Source organism: Aetokthonos hydrillicola CCALA 1050 (genome assembly GCF_017591665.1).
Lineage (GTDB): Bacteria > Cyanobacteriota > Cyanobacteriia > Cyanobacteriales > Nostocaceae > Aetokthonos > Aetokthonos hydrillicola.
In genome coordinates this window covers 65002-83792 of the sequence record NZ_JAAKGC010000001.1, presented here as the reverse complement: position 1 = coordinate 83792, position 18791 = coordinate 65002, and the positions used below count along the sequence as shown (strand labels likewise).

Below are 18791 nucleotides of genomic sequence, written 5' to 3'. Positions count from 1 at the left end.
TCTTCGATCTAAATGTAGAGACATTGTGCGCAGTGTCTCTACATTCGTTATTTATTAAGATATAAGAACGGTTGAGCAACAAAAACACGATGCGGATTACACCTGACGCTCAGATCACCATCCCTCCTGAAATCCGGGAGGCGCTGAGCATTTCTCGCGACGTAGAATTAGCATTTGAAATCGAAGGCGATCGCCTTTACCTCAAGAAAATACAACCTGCTGATCAAATCTCAACCTGGATTAACACCATGCGGGGTTGCGCTACTAGGAACCTTTCTACTGACCAAATCATGACCCTCACCCGCAGTGACGACAGTCAATGACGGTCTTGGTAGACAGGAACGTTATCCTCGACATTCTTACCAACACACTTGTAAGAAATCCGACATTAGGCTTATTTCACCTGAATAGGCGTAAATATAAATGCTCCTTGAATTAATCGGTGGCTTTCCCTCTGTAGGGGGTCAGGTTTAGTAGCGCTATTTTTGGACAAGACCTTGTATAGCCATAAGGGTTTTAAGTAACAAAAATTGGTATAATCTATTCAATAGCTGGGAAGCAGATGTCTAATAGCACTGGCCACGAGGAAAAGCAATGGTCACTGTTTATTTGAAGAATGGGGAAAGCGTACAGATGCCGCTAGAGCATCTGGAAGATTTTATATATGCAAATCAAGATAAAATTGACACTCGCTTTCATCAACGCCGGGGATCAGGACGGGGGAATGTACCTAGCAATGATACTGCTTCAAGTTAGGAACGTGGAAAGATTTACATTTTCGTAAAGCAGCTGAGCAGTCTATGTCCCTACTTAGGGTGATCAGCTTCGTTGGTGCCTGAGGCGATCGCGCTTCCAAATGCAATACAACTGTAGCGTTGCTGTTTTTCAATCGTGGTGAACTTCATCTATGGTAAGATTAGACAATAGTTATTTCACTTGCGCCGACTTATACTAGATAATTTCTTTTTTAAATAATAAATAACTATTTGGCAATAAGGTTTATATTTACGGTCATTTTGTTTATGACTCCACTGTTGAATTTTTTTATTTAGAATTGCTTCTGTCCAATTTCCCTTGGGATGTTGAATTTTTAGCTGTTGAAGTACAATTTCTAAAACTTCTTTTCTATTATTAACTAAAGTTTGCATATTGAGATTTAAAACTTCATTTAATTCATTGTTTATAGTTACATCCTCAGAATAAATTTCTCCATTACCATGATATTTAATTAATTCTTCACAATTTCTATGATTATCAAGAGGATTGATAGTAATTTCTGTATTACCCTTCTTTGTATCACAATGTTGCAAGTGATTTGGCGAACCTTCACCACCTTGACAAGCACCAAGCAAGTTATTGTAATCTAATTGAAGATGTTCATAGTTATCTTGTGATTGCCAATGTTCAATTTTCATTTTGTCAATACTGATACGTTGCATACAATAGCAGCAAATATGTCCTTGATCGGTTAGTAGAGATACCCTTAATTCATCTTTTTCTACATAATTGTTATAATTAGCAAACTTTTTTTGGCGATGTTGAAATAATGATTGGGGTTCCCGATCCTTGACAATACGCTTCATATTTATGATTATCTAATCTTCTAAAAAACCAATAAGTGTATTAGCACGAACTACTTCTGAATCATTTTCACCAAGTAAATCAGATAATTCATTTAAAGCTGACTTAGCTGCTTCTAATTCCCCATCATCTATTAATTGAAAACAGTGGTTTATCTGCTGTTGTATTTCATCTGGTCTTTCTTTTACATTCATTAATTCATATAAAATTGAGTTACTATCTTTGCCATAAGTATGGGGTGTATTTTCGACTAAATAAGAATTTTCTAAAATAAATACATTTTCTTTTTTCACTCGGCTCAACACCTGTGGCGAATGAGTACTCACAATAAATTGACAGTTTGGAAAGGTTTGTGTCAAACTGTCAATTACATTCCTTTGCCACTGGGGATGTAAATGCAAGTCTATTTCATCGATTAAAACTATTCCTTCCTCTGACAACGGATCATTAGAACTCGGATTAGCGATCGCCAATCGCCTTGCTAAGTCTGTGACTAACATCAATAACATCTTTTCCCCATCAGATAGTTGTTCTAACCTTAAATCTTGGCGATTTTTTGTAATAGTCAATGAAGGTTGGCTGGAAAATTTGTCAGAATGAAAATCTCGGTTTGTTGTTGACCTTACTACTCGTAAATCCGAAAAATGACTGTCAGAAAATCTCTCTAAGAAATTTGTAATAGCTCTTCGGACGATCTCTAATTTAGGGTTTCTGTAATTACGACTTTCTCTTAATCTAATTTCATTTTCATAGTCTTCTTCTTGCTTAAACCAATCAAAAAAATCCTGGAAGTCGTTGACTCCTGTAGAAAAAGCTTTTTCGTAAGCATAGAATTGATGATGCACTTCTTTTTTAGCTTTATTACTGTTCTTACTTTTAAAAGTATAGGGATTTTTCAAAACCATTCTATGGGTTTGATAATAAACCATTACTGGTAGATTCAAATTAGAGTGATTTATTAAATTGTTTTGTATTCGTTTAATATAAGAATTAATTTCATCATAGTTACTTTGATCTTGTTTAGATACACGTTCTTGCACCATCTTCCAAGATAATTTCTCTCCCTGCCCTGTTTCAATTGTTATAGTATTAATCGTAGAATTAGAATTAACATTTATATCATTTTCTGTCAAGCTCAGTTTTAATTTTAGATTATTACGGAGTCTAGCTACAAATTGATCTAACATGATTGCCATACAATCTAAAATTGACGACTTACCTGCACCGTTTATCCCAATAAATACAGCTAAGTTGGTTTGATGAAAGTTCAGGATAATTTCCTGCAATCCTCTAAAATTTTGAATGTGCAGCTTTTCAATATGCATGTCTATAATTGTGAGTACATTCAATAATTTATCGAAAATTAGCAACGTTGTGACAACGGAATAAAAAAACTGATTTCTTCGCCATCCTTAACAATGTATCAGTTACAAAGTAGGGACTTGCAAGGCGTTGCTGTCATTAAACACTGAATCCGGCACCACAATCTGATCTACTGTTTCAGAAAAGGGCGATCATGCAGCGGCTGGCGGCAGCAACAGCGGAGCCTGTTCATACCTGTCCTCTACGTGTAAGAGCCTGCTTGATGACAAAATTTTATTTTATCCGCTAACCCACACAATTTCATTTTATGCGCGAATTACGTGGGCTGGAACCCTGCATGTGTAGCCGCGCTTACCAAGTAGGAAAAGTTAGCAATTGATCTTCACACACAACTTGCAGAATTTGTCAATTCTATAATAACGACAGATGACATAATTGAAGATTGCTATGAGTCTGTCAGATCTGCCTAATCTCTTAGTACCTTTGGCACTTTTAGGTTTAATTATTATTGCTGCTGTATTTTTCAGCCGCATCAGTTGATGTATCGAACAGATAGCGAGTGGGGCGACAGGGGGGAGATATTACTACAGCCTAAACTTGTGAACCCCTTATCACAATTCATAACTAATGACTAATTTATGCTGTGGGAAGGTACAATAAATGCCGATTGTCTCCAAAACGTTAAAGCTTCATGATTTCTAGTAACGACTTTAGACCTGGTGTCTCGATAGTATTAGATGGATCTGTTTGGCGGGTGGTAGAATTCCTCCACGTCAAGCCAGGTAAGGGCTCTGCCTTTGTTAGGACAAAATTAAAAAATGTTCAAAATGGAAACGTAGTAGAAAGAACCTTCCGGGCTGGCGAAACAGTACCACAAGCCAACCTAGAAAAAAGTACAATGCAGCATACCTATAAAGAAGGTGATGACTATGTATTTATGGATATGGAAACTTATGAAGAAGGCCGATTGAGTGCTGCTCAGATTGGTGACCGTGTAAAATACCTTAAAGAAGGTATGGAAGCCAACGTTGTCCGTTGGGGCGACCAAGTACTGGAAGTGGAATTGCCTAACTCTGTAACGTTGGAAGTTGTGCAAACGGATCCAGGTGTAAAAGGTGACACTGCTACAGGTGGTACTAAACCAGCAACTGTAGAAACTGGAGCAATTGTCATGGTGCCTTTGTTCATTTCCCAAGGGGAACGGATCCGTATAGACACTCGTAATGATACTTATTTAGGCAGGGAGTAACTGTGTTCTTCACAGAGATGCAAATCCCGATTCAAATCTTTAATGGGGATTTATGTCTCTGCCTTATTATCAAATTTACCTGATTGGGTGAGGAAACAAAAACTGTGCCATTGGACTTTAATGAAATCCGCGAACTGCTAAAAACTATTGGACAAACTGATATTGCAGAAGTAACGCTTAAAATTGGAGACTTTGAATTAACTGTACGTAAAGGTGTTAACCTCAGCAATCAAACGCTATCGGGGGAAGCGGGATTAAGCATTGTAGGTTCGGGAACACCAATTTCATCTCCCGTACCTCAGGTGGTGTCGCCTGCGAGAGAAACCCCAACGAATCAAAGTTTGGACAATCATGCTACGGCTTCTAGTGTACCACCAGCTGTAACCCAGCCAACAGCAATAGACCAGAAACTGGTTCCTATACCTTCTCCAATGGTGGGAACATTCTATAGCGCTCCTGCTCCGGGGGAACCGCCATTTGTGGAAGTCGGCGATCGCGTCAAGAAGGGGCAAACCGTCTGTATCATCGAAGCTATGAAGCTGATGAACGAGATCGAAGCCGAAGTATCTGGGCAAGTTATGGAAATTCTCGCCCAAAATGGCGAACCTGTAGAATATGGTCAACCTTTAATGCGCATAAACCCTGATTAAGTATTAATCTATATATCGAATATGTCATTGTTAAAATTTTAGTCCTTTTTACGGGTCAATCCTGATGAAACAAGCGTTGCCTGTACCTTCAGAAGTTGTCCAGCAAGTAGCTGAGTACTTCAGCTTACTAAGTGAACCTATGCGTTTACGACTGTTACATCTCCTGAGGGATGAAGAAAAATGTGTGCAAGAGTTAGTAGAGGCAACTCAAACTTCTCAGGCAAATGTGTCCAAACACCTAAAAGTGATGTGGCAAGCTGGTATTCTCAGCCGCCGCAGTGAAGGCACCTGCGCCTACTACCGAGTAGAAGATGAAATGATTTTTGAATTGTGTAATCGGGTGTGCGATCGCCTCGCTAACAGGTTAGAACAGCAAGCACGTAACTTTAGAGTTCTCAACAGCAAGTAGTACCTCATTACTTCTTCAGACTTGCGTTGATGCTGTATCAACCAGCAGAGCTAAAAGTGCAAGATAGTTCACAAAGCTTAGCCGTTCTAGTTTTTAGACTTCGTTATTTTACTTGCATCTTCAGGGTTTACTACTTACCGCCACATCAGGGTATAAAAGCTTTCTTGCACTGTTTTTCATCGTTCTTGACAACCTCTAATTACTCAAAAAAGGGATAAGGAAACAACCCTTATCCCTTTACCCTCTAAACTTGTATGTGCTAACACCAAACAATTCCTGCCTTACAGTCTACACGCCGTGAGAGTGTCAAATAACATAACTAAAGCACTCTCTTACCCACTTTACCAAAATAGGGTGTAGGGGGTAGGGTGTATGTTTAGGAGGAATCATGCTCAGGATGGGTTCAAAGCCCACACCAGAAAAAAATATATGTTTCGAGACGCGCCGCGCAAGAAACACGGCTACCATTATGCAATCCCACAATTTCAGTCGTGGTTTCCCTACACCCCACACCCTACACCCTACCCCCTCTGAATTCTTAGCTATTTGGCAATTACCCGCCATAACTTAAAGCTGATAATTTTTATTGAAGCTTTCACGAGTGAGTGGCTGTTCCAACTCTAAACCCTCTCCACCGAGAATATCCAATCGTTTTCCATTAACGTCAATATAGACTTTAGCATTTTTATCCAAGCTTGTAGCAGTGTAAACAACTTGCCCTATCCGCCCTATCATTGAAGAACTACCGCCTCCACTTGTAAAATCGTCAGATAAATTAACGTGGATACCATCGTTTTTCAAGTTAAGGTCTAGTAGCCTTGTTCTTTTAGGGATAGTGTTGGCATTACTTCCATCGGGGTGTTCGGCTAACAAAGTCTGGAAAGCAGCCTCTAAAATTTGCTTGGGTTGATCAGCATCTGCTTGAACTTTCACAGGCTGAGCCACTAAAGCTAGACTTTTGCCTGTGTCTTTGAGTAAATATATTTCAACAGTTTGCTGATTTGGAGCTGGTTGCGTCGCTGGGGATAGCTTTGATGTTGGCTGTTGATTTGGTATTTGGGGCGGATTTGGCGTCACGTTAGAATCGTGGGAGTTCCAAGTAAACCAAGCCACACCAGCACTTACCGCTACAACTGCTGCTGAGACAGCGGCAATCACACCCGAAGAAATACGCTTAGATTCTTGTTCTTGTGTCATATTAACAATTTTCCTTAAGGCTGAAATAGTATTTTTCTGAGCAGAAGCCTGGCTAAAAACGACCTTATTTACGAGCCGCGAGTTTCCAAGAGCCTGGAGGATGGCTCTATTCTTAAAAATGTTGCAATCTCTATTTGTTTAGGTTTCATTTCTAATTTTAGAATTCGCGCTTGTATTCCGTCACCTTCTAAATTACCTAAATCTAATTGTTTATTGAAGTTATTTAAAATTACTTTCACAAATTGATCTGGAACTTTCTGCCCATCTACTGCTATAAACGGGTTAACTAACTGGATATATCTACCACTAACTATACTTACCCCTGATTCTACGCTAATCAAAAGAGGCTTGCTCTTACCCTCCTGTAATCCTACCTGGAAAAATAAACGGTTATTTGCTAAAAATTTCACCTGTGGGTTAATAAAATTGTATCCAGAATTAGCCCTTGGATTTTGGGAACTTACTGAATTAATATTTAACTTTCGCAACGTACCTATTAATTGTGGTGATTGTAAAAGTTTATTCAGATCCTCCTGAGTTAAAACTAGTCTTACACCAGCTTGTAAAGGTCGTTTTAATTTATATCGTTTATGTTTTAAACTCGATAGTTCTAATTCAATTGGATCAGTTTCCAATTCAAAAAGTGCGATACGAACATTTTGTTGTTTCAACTGCAAAGAACGCCCAGCAATAAGCACTCTTTCCACCCTTCCCTGCAAGACTTGATAAGAAGGAGAGTTGTCAACGCGCACTTCTAATTTTCCCACCTTAGCAAATTGCGAGCGAATAGCGTTTTCAGCGGTGCGATCAATCACCACTCCGACCACGCTCACTAACCCCAGTATACTAGATAATAAAATTGTGAAGAATTCCATATTAAAGGTATTGGGTGTTGGAGGAGTATAGGAGCAGGGGAGCAGGAGAGCAGGGGAGCAGAGGAGCAGGGGAAGCAGAGGAGCAGAGGAGCAGGGGAAGCAGAGGAGCAGAGGAGCAGAGGAGCAGAGGAGCAGAGGAGCAAAAATGACACTCTTAAGCGAGTAGATTACGTAGTTCTTAATACCCAATGCCCCATGCCCCATGCCCCATGCCCCATGCCCAATGCCCCATGCCCCATGCCCCATGCCCTATTCCCTTTCAACCCACTGTTTTAAAGTAGATACCAATTCAGGAATAGGAATTTCTTGAGATTGGCGTGTTTGCCGTTCGACGACTTCTACTTTGCCGCTCGCGATCGCTCTTCCGGTGACAATCCTAAAAGGAATCCCAATAAGATCGGCATCTTTGAATTTAACTCCTGCGCGTTCGTTGCGATCATCAAGTAATGTTTCAATTCCTGCTTGATTCAGCTCTGTATAAAGTTTTTCCGCAATTTCTACTTGCTGAGGATCGTTAATGTTCGGGATTGTAACAATTGCATGATATGGTGCAATGGGAACAGGCCAAATAATTCCATCTTGATCGTAGGATTGTTCAACCGCAGCTTGTGCTAGGCGAGACACACCTAAACCATAACAACCCATAATCAAGGGTTTTTCTTCACCCTGTTCGTTAGTAAAAGTTGCTCCCATGGCTAGGGAATACTTAGTACCTAATTGAAAAATGTGTCCTACTTCTATTCCACGTGCAGTTTGTAAGGTTTGTTCTTGGTTATGAATAGCGCGATCGCCTGGTCTTGCTTTCCGCACATCTACTGTTACGTGTGGTAATTTAAATTGCGCATCCCAATTGGCTCCAACAACATGGTAGCCTGCTTCGTTTGCGCCTGTGACAAAGTTCTTTAAGTCAACAGCTGTTTGATCTACTAACCTTAAAAACTTAGGATGCAATTGCTTATCACCAGCAATATATTCATCTCCAATATCAGGGGCAATATAACCCAAAGGTAAAGCCTTAGCCGCCCACTTTTCCTGTGCTTCTGCACTAGGTACAGTTAAGGAGATAATGGTTTTAGCACCATATTGAGAAGCTAGTTTGGTTAATTCATTCTGTAACTTGACGTCATTAACTTCCTGATCGCCACGAATACTTACCAAAACTAAAACTGTCAACCCATTATCATAGACTATTTGGTAAAGGACGTTTTTGACCACTTGGGAAGGAGAACATTTCAGGAATTGACAAAGTGTGTCTATCGTCTCAGTTCCTGGGGTTTCGCGCTTTTCGTAAGATGAAAATGGTGAGGGTTCCGCATCTTTCGGTAAAGACACCGCCTTTTCCACATTAGCGGCATACTGTCCATCTTCTGTGTACAGAACTTCATCTTCCCCAGCTTCCGCCAGCACCATAAATTCTTGGGAACCAGATCCACCAATCGCGCCAGAATCAGCTTGAACAGCACGAAAAGCCAAACCGCATCTTCTTAGCACATTGCTATAGGCAGTGTGCATATCCTGATAAATTTTTTTCAGGCCTTCTTCATCGCTGCTAAAGGAATAAGCGTCCTTCATAATAAATTCCCGTCCGCGCATTAGACCGAATCGGGGACGGATTTCATCACGAAATTTTGTTTGAATTTGGTAGAGGTTAAGCGGTAGCTGGCGATAAGAACGAATCATATCACGAGCGATCATTGTGATCACTTCCTCATGAGTTGGTCCGAGTGCTAATTCTTGGTCGCGACGATCAGTGAGAGCAAACATTATACCCTCAGCTTTCGTGTATGTGTCCCAACGTCCAGACTCTTTCCATAATTCCGAGGGTTGTATTTGTGGTAAGAGACACTCTTGCGCACCAGTAGCATTCATTTCTTCTCGCACAATTTGCGAGACTTTTTGTAACACCCGCCACATTAGCGGCAGATAGGCGTATATACCGCTACCGATGCGACGAATGTAACCTGCACGGACAAGCAGTTTATGACTGGGAATCTCCGCATCTGCTGGCTCATCCCTCAGTGTAAAAAATAACATTTTTGACAGTCGCATCGTTTGTTTCCTTTAATTGGGGATTGGGCATAGGGCATGGGGCATAGGGCATAGGGCATAGGGCATAGAGCAATGAGGGTAGGGTATAGGGATTAATTGTTATTGTTATAGTGGTTAGTTGTTACTGGAATATCAAACACCAGTACCCAATGCCCCATGCCCCGTGCCCCATGCCCCATGCCCCATGCCCCATGTAACTGATAAAGCTTTACCACCCCTCGAATTTATTCCTCCAGCTTTCGACCCCTTATTTTTAAGAGTTTCGCAGTTCTTGCTACCTACTTTGATAAGGTGGAAGACAGCTATCGACACAATTGAAGCCGATAATGCTGAAGTTTTGGTAGATCTCTATCGCCAGTTCCACAAGGGAAAAATCCGCTTTTTGATTGCATTTCGCCATCCAAGAGCGCAAGATCCATTATGTCTTAGCTACTTACTTTCTCATATCTTGCCTAATGTTGCACGTCACAAGGGTGTAGTGTTAGAGCAGCCAATTCATGCTCATTTTATCTATGATCGCGGAATTCCTCTATGGCTTGGCTCTCACATTGGCTGGATTGCTTCTCGCTTAGGTGCAACGCCTATCCAAAGGGGTAAAGCCGATTGGACAGGGCTACGTTCTGCACGTAACTTGTTTGCTAATGGGCGTTTTCCAATGGCGGCTGCACCAGAAGGTGCTACCAATGGTTTAGAGGAAATTGTCAGCCCCCTAGAACCAGGGATCGCTCAGTTAGGTTTTTGGTGTGCAGAGGATTTGCGCGCATCTGGAAGAAATGAGGAAGTTTTTATTGTACCTATTGGAATCCAGTACAGTTACATTACAGAACCTTGGAGTGCGATCGCCAATATTTTAAGTGAATTGGAAAGAGCTTGTGGTTTACATGTAGAAGCTGTAGAAACTTTACAGCCAAAGGCTATCGATCTCTACCCACGTTTATTAGGTTTGGGCGAGCATTTACTATCTTTAATGGAACAATTTTATACAAAGTTTTATCACGAAAAGTTGCCACAGGTCGAAGTGACACCAGGGCAAGAAAATAACGTTAATGAAATTTTAGCTGCTCGTCTTTGGGCATTGTTGAATACTGTGTTACACGTAGCAGAACAGTATTTTGATTTGCAACCAAAAGGCAATTTTAATGATCGTTGTCGTCGGATAGAACAAGCTGGCTGGAATTATATTTTTAGAGAAGAGTTTAAAGATATTCAAACGTTGTCTCCTGTAGAACGGGCGTTAGGCGATCGTATTGCAGAAGAAGCTTCTATGCGTATGTGGCACATGCGGCTAGTAGAAAGTTTATCTGCTTTCACAGGTAAGTATGTGCAAGAAAAACCAACAGCAGAACGGTTTGCTCAGACGACCTTACTTATATGGGAAGTGGTAAATAAGATCCAGGGTAACAATGCTTTAAAAGATAGTCCTAGTCTTGGTAAGCAACAGGTCAAAATAACTGTTGGTGAGCCAATGTCTATTTCTGAACACTATTCACTTTATCAGGCAAGCCGTCAAGGTGCAAGGCAAGCCGTTGCTGATTTCACAAAAGACTTACAACAGGCGATGACAGGTTTGATTTTGAAGGGAGAGTAGAATGTACATAGGTTTTGGAGAATACTGTGATTCGAAGCAATACTGCAAAATGATTAACACTGTCTTCGGCTTTGCCTTTATATAGAGGGAACACTGTATTAACAGGTCTTATTGTTACCAACGTTAAAGCGAAAACGCACTGTGCTACTCTTTTTATTTATCTGAAGGTTGATTACTTCAGTCTTTATAGATTCTGGAATTTCATTTCTTATCTTGCAATTGGGTTATTCCTTACATAGATTTGGGCTGTAAAAATATATCCATACTTATAGGGAACGGCGAACATTAAGAGAGGAAACTTCAAACCAGCTGATCTTGAAGCCTTAGGGAAAGCTGTGCCGAAATGACTATGATCATTCTCTGAATTCTGGCGGGTTGCTTGTTAGGTACAGAATTGCACAAGTTCGTGACAAAATGAAAATAAAGTCTTTGGTTCGTAGTCGCGCTTTAGCGCTAAAGCACAACTACAAACGAAAACGCTACGAATTTATGAAATGCTGTACTAAGCAACGTGTCAACAGGCAACTTGCGAAATTTTGAAAACACAGGTGGTTATAACAAATTCTTGTGAAGCTGCATAAAAACCAAAACAAAAATCTGAAACCTTTACAAAGTAAAGGTTTTAGCTTTCTCTTGCTATGCAACTCCATACAAAAGATTACGCCGTTTAGCCCTCGCTGGCATGATTATTATTCCGATCTATTGCGCTATTGGGTTTTATGTAGAGCAACTCCCGATTAAGGAGATTATTTTTCCCAACGGCGAAAGCCGTTTGCCTCTACTAATGTATCTCACCCTCTAAGGTGATTTCCGAGAAAGAAAATACCTGGGGAGTGCGAGTTTCGACTTCGCTCAACTCTCGCTCTCTCAGTTGGTTGAGCGAAGTCGAAACCAACGGCGGTGGTATATTTATTCCTGTAAATCGCCTAAGAGAAAGCGCTGTATCAGATCTGGTGAGGTGGAAATACTTTAAATAAATCTAGGCACAAATCAGGAAAACATGGTAAATTAACTGATTCATTAGATAGAAAAATTAACTTTCTCCGGTAGCCGAATTTAACTTGTAAATCTTGATAAGGTTCACTGTAGCATTCTAGGCAGTTATCTACTAAATTAAATATCCAATAGTGAGAGATTCCTGCTTCCGCATAAAGTGCTAATTTAACCTCTTGGTCATATTTCAAAGAGGAATCAGCAATCTCAATTAAAAGTAATACATCGGCAGGAATGGGATGAGTATCTAGATAATCGTCGTCTCGATTTTGGAGAATGGCTATATCTGGTTCTGGTTCGCTATGTGTTGAGATAACTATAGGATCTTGACTTTGTAAAGTAGCACGCTCGCCTATCAATTTTGATAATTCTCTTATTAACCGCCTATTAAATGCGGAGTGCCGTGTACCTTTTGCCGCCATTGTAATTATTTCTCCCTTCATTAGCTCAACTCGGTCATCCTCACCAAAAAAACCGAGTTCTGCTAAACGGTCGTATTCATTTACTGTAAAGCGTTTAGCGGTGCTTATAGTCATAACAGTTAGGGCTGTGAGCGTCACTAGTTACAGATAATGATCTTTTCCGACTTGTAGGGGCGAACGGCGTTCGCCCTTTTAGAGAATTGGTACAAACCTTTTAATTAATATGGTGGATAAGCAAAATCATCTTCGTCGGGATACACGTAGGAGCTAGAAACTCCTACCATTGCCATTTTGGGTGTTTCTAGTTTTATAGATTCTTTCCCAAATTCTTTGTGTTCTTCAAAAGTCTTGGTGATAACAGCAGATTCTTGTGAATCGGAAGCAATTAAGAATTGGGTTAAATTAGCAATTGTGGGATGTCTATAATCTACAGTTGAGGCTACCAGAACTGTATTCGGTTCAATACCTCTTTCTTCACAGTCAATAATAGGGCAAAAAATTCCGTGGGCGTGGAATAGTGGTCCTTTTGGTGTTATGGGTTGTTGGCGGTATCCAGCGTAAGCTTTTTCTAGTTCAGCTATAAATCCACTTGTTACCCTACCTTGTTGGTAGTCGCAGTAAGCTTTACTGAAACTTGCTCCTGCTGCACCACTAAGAGTTAATTGTAATGGCGATTCATGTAAAAATTTTTTATTTTCGCCAACTAAAAAAATTAAGTAGCGGGTAAAGGTTTTAAATTTTAGTTTATCTGCTAAAAAAGCATCATAGTTATCTTTAAGAGTACCTAGTTTGATTCCAGTTTCCCGGTCTTTAACAGACAATGGTCCTCGACGTACTATGACTATTCGTGGAGTGGTGGTCATAAAAACCGTTTCTACTCCGGAACTAAATTCATGCTCTAGTTGATTCCAGTTATCGTCTGGTTCAAAACCAACTGCTTGAGCATTATCTAGCTTAATAGCCAAACCGTGAGGCTGGATACCATCTTGGTTATGACGAGGATTAATCATCTGACACCAAGGGATGATTTGAGAAGGGGGTGCGTTAAACTTCTCGTCCTCAAAGTCGAATTTTACAGATGGTTTCATAAAAAATAACGGGAATTGTGGAAACCTCAAAATACACAGCAGACTTAGCAGCCATGCGTCTTTTAGTTTAAAGAGGGAATACAAAGGAAGAAAGCACCTTTAAAAGTTATCAGTTATCAGTTATCAGTTATCAGTAAGAGCGCTCCGGTATTTATCCTGGGGTCAGAGTCCCCCACTTCGCTCTAAGTGCTAGGTTTCAGTGGGGGTCAAATCCCAGACTGAAACTGTGATAACTGTTTACTGTTCACTGTTCACTGAATTTTATTGCAGTCTCCCTTTTGTCAACTAGAATGGGCACCAAAGTAGCACTCATTCATGATTATTAAGTAAATTTTAGCAGGCAAAACTAGGATATTTGGTACTTATAATAGTCAATGATTTGTGAAGTGACTTCTGATACAGATAAACCATCAGTAATTATTTCAATGGCATCTGCGGCTTTTTGCAAAGGAGAAACTTTGCGAGTGCTGTCTTTTCTGTCACGTTCAGCAATATCTTTTTCTAATTGCTCTTTACTGACCTTTGTTTCACCTTGTTTTTCAAAGTCTTGTTGACGGCGACGAGCCCGCTCTTGTACAGAAGCCGTTAAGAAAATTTTAACTTCTGCATCAGGGAAAACATGGGTACCAATGTCCCTTCCTTCAGCTACTAAGCCACCTTTTTTGCCCCAAAGTTGTTGTTGTTTAACCAATGCTTGACGCACAGAGCTTTGGGCAGCTATTGTTGATACCTTAGATGTTACCTCGATAGTACGAATCGCTTGGGTGACATCATTACCATTTATCCAAATTTGTATCGGAGATTGTGCGTTTAATCCAGGAGCAAGCTCGATAACACACTGGTTAACTAATTCTGCGATCGCACACTCATCTTCTGGAGCAATTCCCTTTTGCAGCACTAACCAAGTCACAGCACGATACATTGCTCCTGTATCTAAATATATCAATCCTAAATCCGCTGCGACTTGACGAGCAACCGTGGATTTTCCAGCACCGGCGGGTCCATCAATGGCGATGATGGGTTGGCGATCGCGCAAAACCATATTGTCAATCAATCGTGTAGAACCGATCCGGGCTGCGATCGCAAGCATTCCTTCTTCCTCAATTGTTTGTAGTTGCATCAACGTAGTAGGTTCAACCAATTCAATATATTCCACAGATAGAGTATTAACTTTTGCTACTTTTTGCTGCACCACTGCTATTAACTTCTGACAGTTTCGTTCTCCAGCGTGAAATGCTTCTTCAGCCTGACGCAAGCTGCTATACAATACTGCTGCTTGCTGCTTTTCTATTGGAGTCAAATATTGATTACGAGAACTTAAGGCAAGACCCGATGCTTCTCGTACTGTTGGACAAGTCACAATTTCTATCGGCAAATTCAGATCAGCCACCAGCCGTCTAATAATTGCCAGCTGTTGTCCATCCTTTTGACCAAAGTAGGCTCGATCAGGCTGTACCAAGTTAAAAAGCTTGGTCACAATCGTAGCTACACCCTGAAAGTGACCTAGCCGAGAACGACCACATAAGCCAGATATCATAGCAGATGGAGGGATAACTTGTGTAACTTTTGACTCTTGTATATTCTTCAAGCCCACTCCCATCTCTTCCGGAGTGGGTGCAAAAATTACATCTACTCCTGCTTGTTCACAAAGCTGTAGATCTCGCTCTATAACACGGGGATAACGTTGATAGTCCTCATTAGGACCAAATTGTAACGGATTGACAAAAATACTAACAATGAGGGTGGTATTTTCTTGCCGCGCCCGTTGAATCACACTCAAATGACCTTGATGCAAAGCTCCCATTGTGGGAACTAAACCGACTGCTGTTTGCGATCTGCCAGTCAACTCATATTGTAGAGGTTCCTCTGGCTCTAGAAACTGTTTTTTGAAGTTGTTTTTAGTTAAATAGCAGCGTAAAGCTGCGACTGTTGTCAACAGGCGCACAAAAAATACCCCTAGTTTTTTCGCTTTTCTCCCCGTTAGTTTATATCCGAAACAGGAAAAAATACTAATTACTAGGGGAAGCATTAGTGGTTATTTGTTGGTTCCCCGATAACCACTAACAACCAATAAATTTTATCTTCCTAGCACATCTATACGTACGTGAGCGACTCCGCTGCCCATCATTCCTAGAATTCGTGCAGCACCAGCAGAAAGGTCAATGATCCGACCGCGAACATAGGGTCCTCGGTCATTAATCCGGACTACGACAGAACGACCATTGCGGGTGTTGGTTACACGGACTTTTGTCCCAAGAGGTAGACTGCGGTGAGCGGCGGTCATTCCTTCGGGATTATATCTTTCACCTGCGGCAGTCTGACTTCCAGAGCCATCATAACCGTACCAAGAGGCTACACCGTTCAGACTGATCTTTACTGGTCCAATGGAAATTTGTTTTGACGATTTTGGTTCTTGCCCTGGTAAATTGGCAATCTGGGTTATGGGTGATGCGTTACCAATAAGTCTTCGTAGACGATTAGTGACTTGCAAAGCATCCTTTGCTGGGTTGTTAGTTGTATCTGATAATCGCGTCTCACTATTGATTTCTACGAGTTCATCGCCATTAACTTTGAGAATGTAGCGATCGCTGGGTTTTTGTTGACCATCTAAGCTTTTTGTTTGGGCTTCATTTGCAGATGTAGACTCTCCTCCTGCTTTCCAGCTAACTGTAATTTTACTAGCGTCTACTTTATCTAAGATTAGCTGGTTGATCTTAGCTGCCACTAGTGTAGCCCTTTGAATTGGATCATCATTAGGCTGATTTTGATCCAAGCTTGTCCCATTTTTTGCCACCTTTGTTGGGCTGTTTTGGGCATTACCAATTACACCAACTTTGGTTTCTTCGGTTGTAACTGGCTGTTGACCAATAAAGGTGAGAACAGGAATTTTGCGAACATAGAGCGTTGCGGCTTGATGTCCTGCCATTTCGTGAGTGTGAATTTCAGCATTCACAACAGCATTCGTGGCAAGTTTCTCTGTTGGGGATTTGTATTCTCCTACCTTCATCACTTCACCAGAAGGGGCTGGTGCTGAAGTTGGAGCCTTTTCCTTGGTCGTCTCGGCACGTCCAATGGATGGTGTTCCCAAAACAGTAGTAAACAAAGCGACAACAGTCCAAAAATGTCTTTGATTCATGCTTCTGGATTTTCAAGCAACTTTTAGAACAGAGATTCCGTAATCTATGGGAGTTAGCACCCGATGAGAGCGGTATTTTCCCACCAAACTCAAACTCGTTCCGCCTTCATTTTTTGCTTATGACTGCAACAGAGTAACATGAACCACTGTGCTAGGGGATCAGGGTTTTAGCGTAAGTAGTGGTAAATTTATTCAATTCAAACTTCAAATTTTGGCTCAAAACCTTTCTCAAGAGCGGATTTTGGTTCAATGGTAGTTTTTTCATTAATTAAAAATTCTATTATTAAATCTTAATAATATTTGGAAATTAAATTAATGACGTGACAGTCACTATTATGTTTCCGAAGAAAATAGCTGCTAATATCATTCAAACAACATTACAGGGCAATTTAAGAATTATTTAATGTTTAGAAGGGCATGGGGCATGGGGCATGGGGCATGGGGCATAGGGCATGGGGCATGGGGCATGGGGCATGGGGCATGGGGCATGGGGCATGGGGCATAGGGCATGGGGCAACGGCAATCAAAGTATCTAAGTTAATCGTTTTTTCCTACTCTCCCTGCTCCCTACTCCCTCTGCCTTTGCTAACAAAGCTGTTCCATAAGCAGCTTCTGTGTTTGCTGAAGAGAGGACTTTAACGCCCAAACAACGTGTTCTAATTGCTGTCCAAGCAGAATTCGCTGCGCCACCTCCAGCCGTATAGACACAAGTTAATTGATCTGCACCCAATTCTTGTAACAAAGAATATCCTCGTGCTTCTATACGGGCGATGCTTTCTAGCAAACCATGAAGAAAATCTATGGAATTCTTTGGACGGGGTTCCAGTCGCGGAGCTAGATTTGGGTCATTAATTGGAAAACGCTCACCTGCTTTCAATAGTGGGTAGTAATCCAAAACACTTGCTTTTTCGGGAGCAATCTTATTGCTTAGGCTTTTTAACTCAGCATCCGTGAAAAAATGTCGTAAGACAGCACCTCCAGTATTAGAAGCACCCCCAACCAGCCACAAGTTGTCTAGGCGATGGCTATAAATCCCATACCTTGCATCTTCCACGCGCTTATGACTTAACAACTTCAAAACGAGTGTAGAGCCAAGGGAAGTTACCGCCTCGCCTGCGGATTTAGCACCACTAGCAATAAAAGCCGCAATGCTATCGGTTGTCCCAGTACACACTAAGCAATCCCGGCGGAAACCAAGATTAGCGGCAATTTCAGCACGTAACTCAGCAACGGTCGTACCAGGAGAGAAGACTTTTGGTAGACGAATTTTTATTTGCAGCTTATCCAGCCATTGGGGGTATTTCAACTCTTCCACGTCATAGCCAAGTTTCAACGCATTATGATAGTCACTAATACCTAACTGCCCATGTAGAAGAAATCCTAACCAATCAGCTTGATGCATGAAGTATTTTGCTTCAGGATATGAGGGCAATTGTGACATCCACAGTAGCTTGGCAAGACTAGACGTTGCACTTAAAACTGTATGATTTGCAGGGGCAATGCTTCGCAATTGCTCTATTGTTGTGCCTCCTCGTGAATCGTTGTAGAGCAGTGGGGAATCTATGGGGTTACCACGCTCATCGCATAGTAAAACAGTGGAAGAAGTGCCATTGATTGCGATCGCCCTAATTTCTTGCCGTAATCGTGTAGGAATTTGCTCCAGTAGATTAAACAAAGCTTTTTGCCAGGAAACAGCCAAATCTAGGCCATCTGACGTTTCAAAGGGGTATTTTACCTGTGTTTGAATACAAGCTTCCTGATCAATCACTACACCCCGTGCGCCAGAAGTACCAAAATCGATGCCGAGATAAAAATTCATGTTTTTATAAGATAGAACGGGGAGCGTCAACTTCCTAAAGCTGTCGAATGTTGCATCTTGTAACAAGCTATTCCCCTATTCTGGCAAAACAGTGAAAAGTAGTAAACGAACTGTTCAACGTCCGTCTCAATTGGGAGGTTTCTAACCATGTCTATCGTAGATACTCTTTTCCTCGCTCAAGTGTCTTCTATCTCAGACACTCAAGTGTACATTGCTCTTGTCGTAGCGCTGATCCCAGGTGTTTTGGCTTGGCGCTTGGCAACAGAACTGTACAAATAACTAAAGAACTGAGGAGTCTAAGAGGAGGCAGAGGCTCACAGAAGAAACCGTGAATAAATTTAGGGGCTCGAAACGACGCCCTTGCGGTCTTTTTCTCCTCTAGCTAAGCCAGTCACATGGCGCTACCTCCTCT

The 18791-nt window shown here is 41.2% G+C and carries 17 protein-coding genes; 7 read left to right on the top strand and 10 right to left on the bottom strand.

Annotated elements, in window-relative coordinates:
* The first annotated feature begins 89 nt into the window (after positions 1–89).
* Together G4P69_RS00355 and G4P69_RS00350 are read left to right on the top strand one after the other, a co-directional pair.
* Positions 90–323 (top strand): AbrB/MazE/SpoVT family DNA-binding domain-containing protein, encoded by a 234-nt coding sequence (locus tag G4P69_RS00355; protein WP_208347913.1) that lies wholly within the window; start codon positions 90–92, stop codon positions 321–323.
* A gap of 271 nt (positions 324–594) precedes the next feature.
* Positions 595–756, top strand: coding sequence for a hypothetical protein (locus tag G4P69_RS00350; RefSeq protein ID WP_208344444.1), 162 nt, complete (start codon positions 595–597; stop codon positions 754–756).
* 176 nt (positions 757–932) lie between these two features.
* Here the strand turns inward: G4P69_RS00350 and G4P69_RS00345 are convergent, their stop codons facing one another.
* On the bottom strand, positions 933–1583 hold the full coding sequence (locus G4P69_RS00345) for a retron system putative HNH endonuclease (protein WP_208344443.1): 651 nt from the start codon (positions 1581–1583) through the stop codon (positions 933–935).
* Between the two features lie 12 nt (positions 1584–1595).
* Entirely contained in the window at positions 1596–2906 is a 1311-nt protein-coding gene (locus G4P69_RS00340) for an AAA family ATPase (RefSeq protein WP_208344442.1), read from the bottom strand.
* 689 nt (positions 2907–3595) lie between these two features.
* Between G4P69_RS00340 and efp the strand changes: the two genes are divergently transcribed.
* The 3 genes from efp (at position 3596) to G4P69_RS00325 (ending at position 5212) form a co-directional block, all read left to right on the top strand.
* On the top strand, positions 3596–4153 hold the full coding sequence (gene efp / locus G4P69_RS00335; protein WP_208344441.1) for an elongation factor P: 558 nt from the start codon (positions 3596–3598) through the stop codon (positions 4151–4153).
* Between the two features lie 104 nt (positions 4154–4257).
* A complete protein-coding gene (accB, locus tag G4P69_RS00330) occupies positions 4258–4803 on the top strand; it encodes an acetyl-CoA carboxylase biotin carboxyl carrier protein (RefSeq protein WP_208344440.1) in 546 nt (181 codons plus the stop codon).
* 64 nt (positions 4804–4867) lie between these two features.
* Positions 4868–5212: an ArsR/SmtB family transcription factor gene (locus tag G4P69_RS00325; RefSeq protein WP_208344439.1), complete on the top strand. Its 345-nt coding sequence runs from the start codon at positions 4868–4870 to the stop codon at positions 5210–5212.
* Positions 5213–5779: 567 nt separating this feature from the next.
* On the opposite strand, the gene G4P69_RS00320 is transcribed toward G4P69_RS00325, so the two are convergent.
* The 3 genes from G4P69_RS00320 to G4P69_RS00310 all read right to left on the bottom strand — a co-directional run bounded on the left by G4P69_RS00320 (position 5780) and on the right by G4P69_RS00310 (position 9333).
* On the bottom strand, positions 5780–6409 hold the full coding sequence (locus G4P69_RS00320) for a GerMN domain-containing protein (protein ID WP_208347910.1): 630 nt from the start codon (positions 6407–6409) through the stop codon (positions 5780–5782).
* Between the two features lie 68 nt (positions 6410–6477).
* Positions 6478–7284: an LmeA family phospholipid-binding protein gene (locus tag G4P69_RS00315; protein ID WP_208339458.1), complete on the bottom strand. Its 807-nt coding sequence runs from the start codon at positions 7282–7284 to the stop codon at positions 6478–6480.
* Positions 7285–7533: 249 nt separating this feature from the next.
* Entirely contained in the window at positions 7534–9333 is a 1800-nt protein-coding gene (locus G4P69_RS00310) for a proline--tRNA ligase (RefSeq protein WP_208339457.1), read from the bottom strand.
* A 184-nt stretch (positions 9334–9517) separates the two neighbouring features.
* Between G4P69_RS00310 and G4P69_RS00305 the strand changes: the two genes are divergently transcribed.
* The gene (locus G4P69_RS00305; RefSeq protein ID WP_208339456.1) at positions 9518–10921 is read left to right on the top strand and encodes a 1-acyl-sn-glycerol-3-phosphate acyltransferase; all 1404 of its coding nucleotides are present in this window, start codon (positions 9518–9520) and stop codon (positions 10919–10921) included.
* Between the two features lie 944 nt (positions 10922–11865).
* Here the strand turns inward: G4P69_RS00305 and G4P69_RS00300 are convergent.
* From G4P69_RS00300 to G4P69_RS00280, 5 genes are all read right to left on the bottom strand, one after another.
* Entirely contained in the window at positions 11866–12450 is a 585-nt protein-coding gene (locus tag G4P69_RS00300) for a Uma2 family endonuclease (protein ID WP_208339455.1), read from the bottom strand.
* A gap of 104 nt (positions 12451–12554) precedes the next feature.
* Positions 12555–13424, bottom strand: a complete 870-nt coding sequence (locus G4P69_RS00295) for a DUF5895 domain-containing protein (RefSeq protein ID WP_208339454.1) — start codon at positions 13422–13424, stop codon at positions 12555–12557.
* A 346-nt stretch (positions 13425–13770) separates the two neighbouring features.
* Positions 13771–15369: a bifunctional pantoate--beta-alanine ligase/(d)CMP kinase gene (locus G4P69_RS00290; RefSeq protein WP_208339453.1), complete on the bottom strand. Its 1599-nt coding sequence runs from the start codon at positions 15367–15369 to the stop codon at positions 13771–13773.
* Between the two features lie 132 nt (positions 15370–15501).
* Positions 15502–16560 carry a septal ring lytic transglycosylase RlpA family protein gene (locus tag G4P69_RS00285; RefSeq protein WP_208339452.1) on the bottom strand — a complete coding sequence of 353 codons (1059 nt, stop codon included), beginning with the start codon at positions 16558–16560 and terminating at the stop codon, positions 15502–15504.
* A 532-nt stretch (positions 16561–17092) separates the two neighbouring features.
* Positions 17093–18379 (bottom strand): FGGY-family carbohydrate kinase, encoded by a 1287-nt coding sequence (locus G4P69_RS00280; protein ID WP_208339451.1) that lies wholly within the window; start codon positions 18377–18379, stop codon positions 17093–17095.
* Between the two features lie 147 nt (positions 18380–18526).
* Between G4P69_RS00280 and psaM the strand changes: the two genes are divergently transcribed.
* A complete protein-coding gene (gene psaM / locus G4P69_RS00275; RefSeq protein ID WP_208339450.1) occupies positions 18527–18658 on the top strand; it encodes a photosystem I reaction center subunit XII in 132 nt (43 codons plus the stop codon).
* Positions 18659–18791: the final 133 nt, after the last annotated feature.

Bases quoted from the DNA above. Each gene is read 5' to 3' on its own strand.
- G4P69_RS00355 (WP_208347913.1), top strand. From the start codon at position 90: ATGCGGATTACACCTGACGCTCAGATCACCATCCCTCCTGAAATCCGG.
- G4P69_RS00350 (WP_208344444.1), top strand. From the start codon at position 595: ATGGTCACTGTTTATTTGAAGAATGGGGAAAGCGTACAGATGCCGCTA.
- G4P69_RS00345 (WP_208344443.1), bottom strand. From the start codon at position 1,583: ATGAAGCGTATTGTCAAGGATCGGGAACCCCAATCATTATTTCAACAT.
- G4P69_RS00340 (WP_208344442.1), bottom strand. From the start codon at position 2,906: ATGCATATTGAAAAGCTGCACATTCAAAATTTTAGAGGATTGCAGGAA.
- efp (WP_208344441.1), top strand. From the start codon at position 3,596: ATGATTTCTAGTAACGACTTTAGACCTGGTGTCTCGATAGTATTAGAT.
- G4P69_RS00325 (WP_208344439.1), top strand. From the start codon at position 4,868: ATGAAACAAGCGTTGCCTGTACCTTCAGAAGTTGTCCAGCAAGTAGCT.
- G4P69_RS00320 (WP_208347910.1), bottom strand. From the start codon at position 6,409: ATGACACAAGAACAAGAATCTAAGCGTATTTCTTCGGGTGTGATTGCC.
- G4P69_RS00315 (WP_208339458.1), bottom strand. From the start codon at position 7,284: ATGGAATTCTTCACAATTTTATTATCTAGTATACTGGGGTTAGTGAGC.
- G4P69_RS00310 (WP_208339457.1), bottom strand. From the start codon at position 9,333: ATGCGACTGTCAAAAATGTTATTTTTTACACTGAGGGATGAGCCAGCA.
- G4P69_RS00305 (WP_208339456.1), top strand. From the start codon at position 9,518: ATGCCCCATGTAACTGATAAAGCTTTACCACCCCTCGAATTTATTCCT.
- G4P69_RS00300 (WP_208339455.1), bottom strand. From the start codon at position 12,450: ATGACTATAAGCACCGCTAAACGCTTTACAGTAAATGAATACGACCGT.
- G4P69_RS00295 (WP_208339454.1), bottom strand. From the start codon at position 13,424: ATGAAACCATCTGTAAAATTCGACTTTGAGGACGAGAAGTTTAACGCA.
- G4P69_RS00285 (WP_208339452.1), bottom strand. From the start codon at position 16,560: ATGAATCAAAGACATTTTTGGACTGTTGTCGCTTTGTTTACTACTGTT.
- G4P69_RS00280 (WP_208339451.1), bottom strand. From the start codon at position 18,379: ATGAATTTTTATCTCGGCATCGATTTTGGTACTTCTGGCGCACGGGGT.
- psaM (WP_208339450.1), top strand. From the start codon at position 18,527: ATGTCTATCGTAGATACTCTTTTCCTCGCTCAAGTGTCTTCTATCTCA.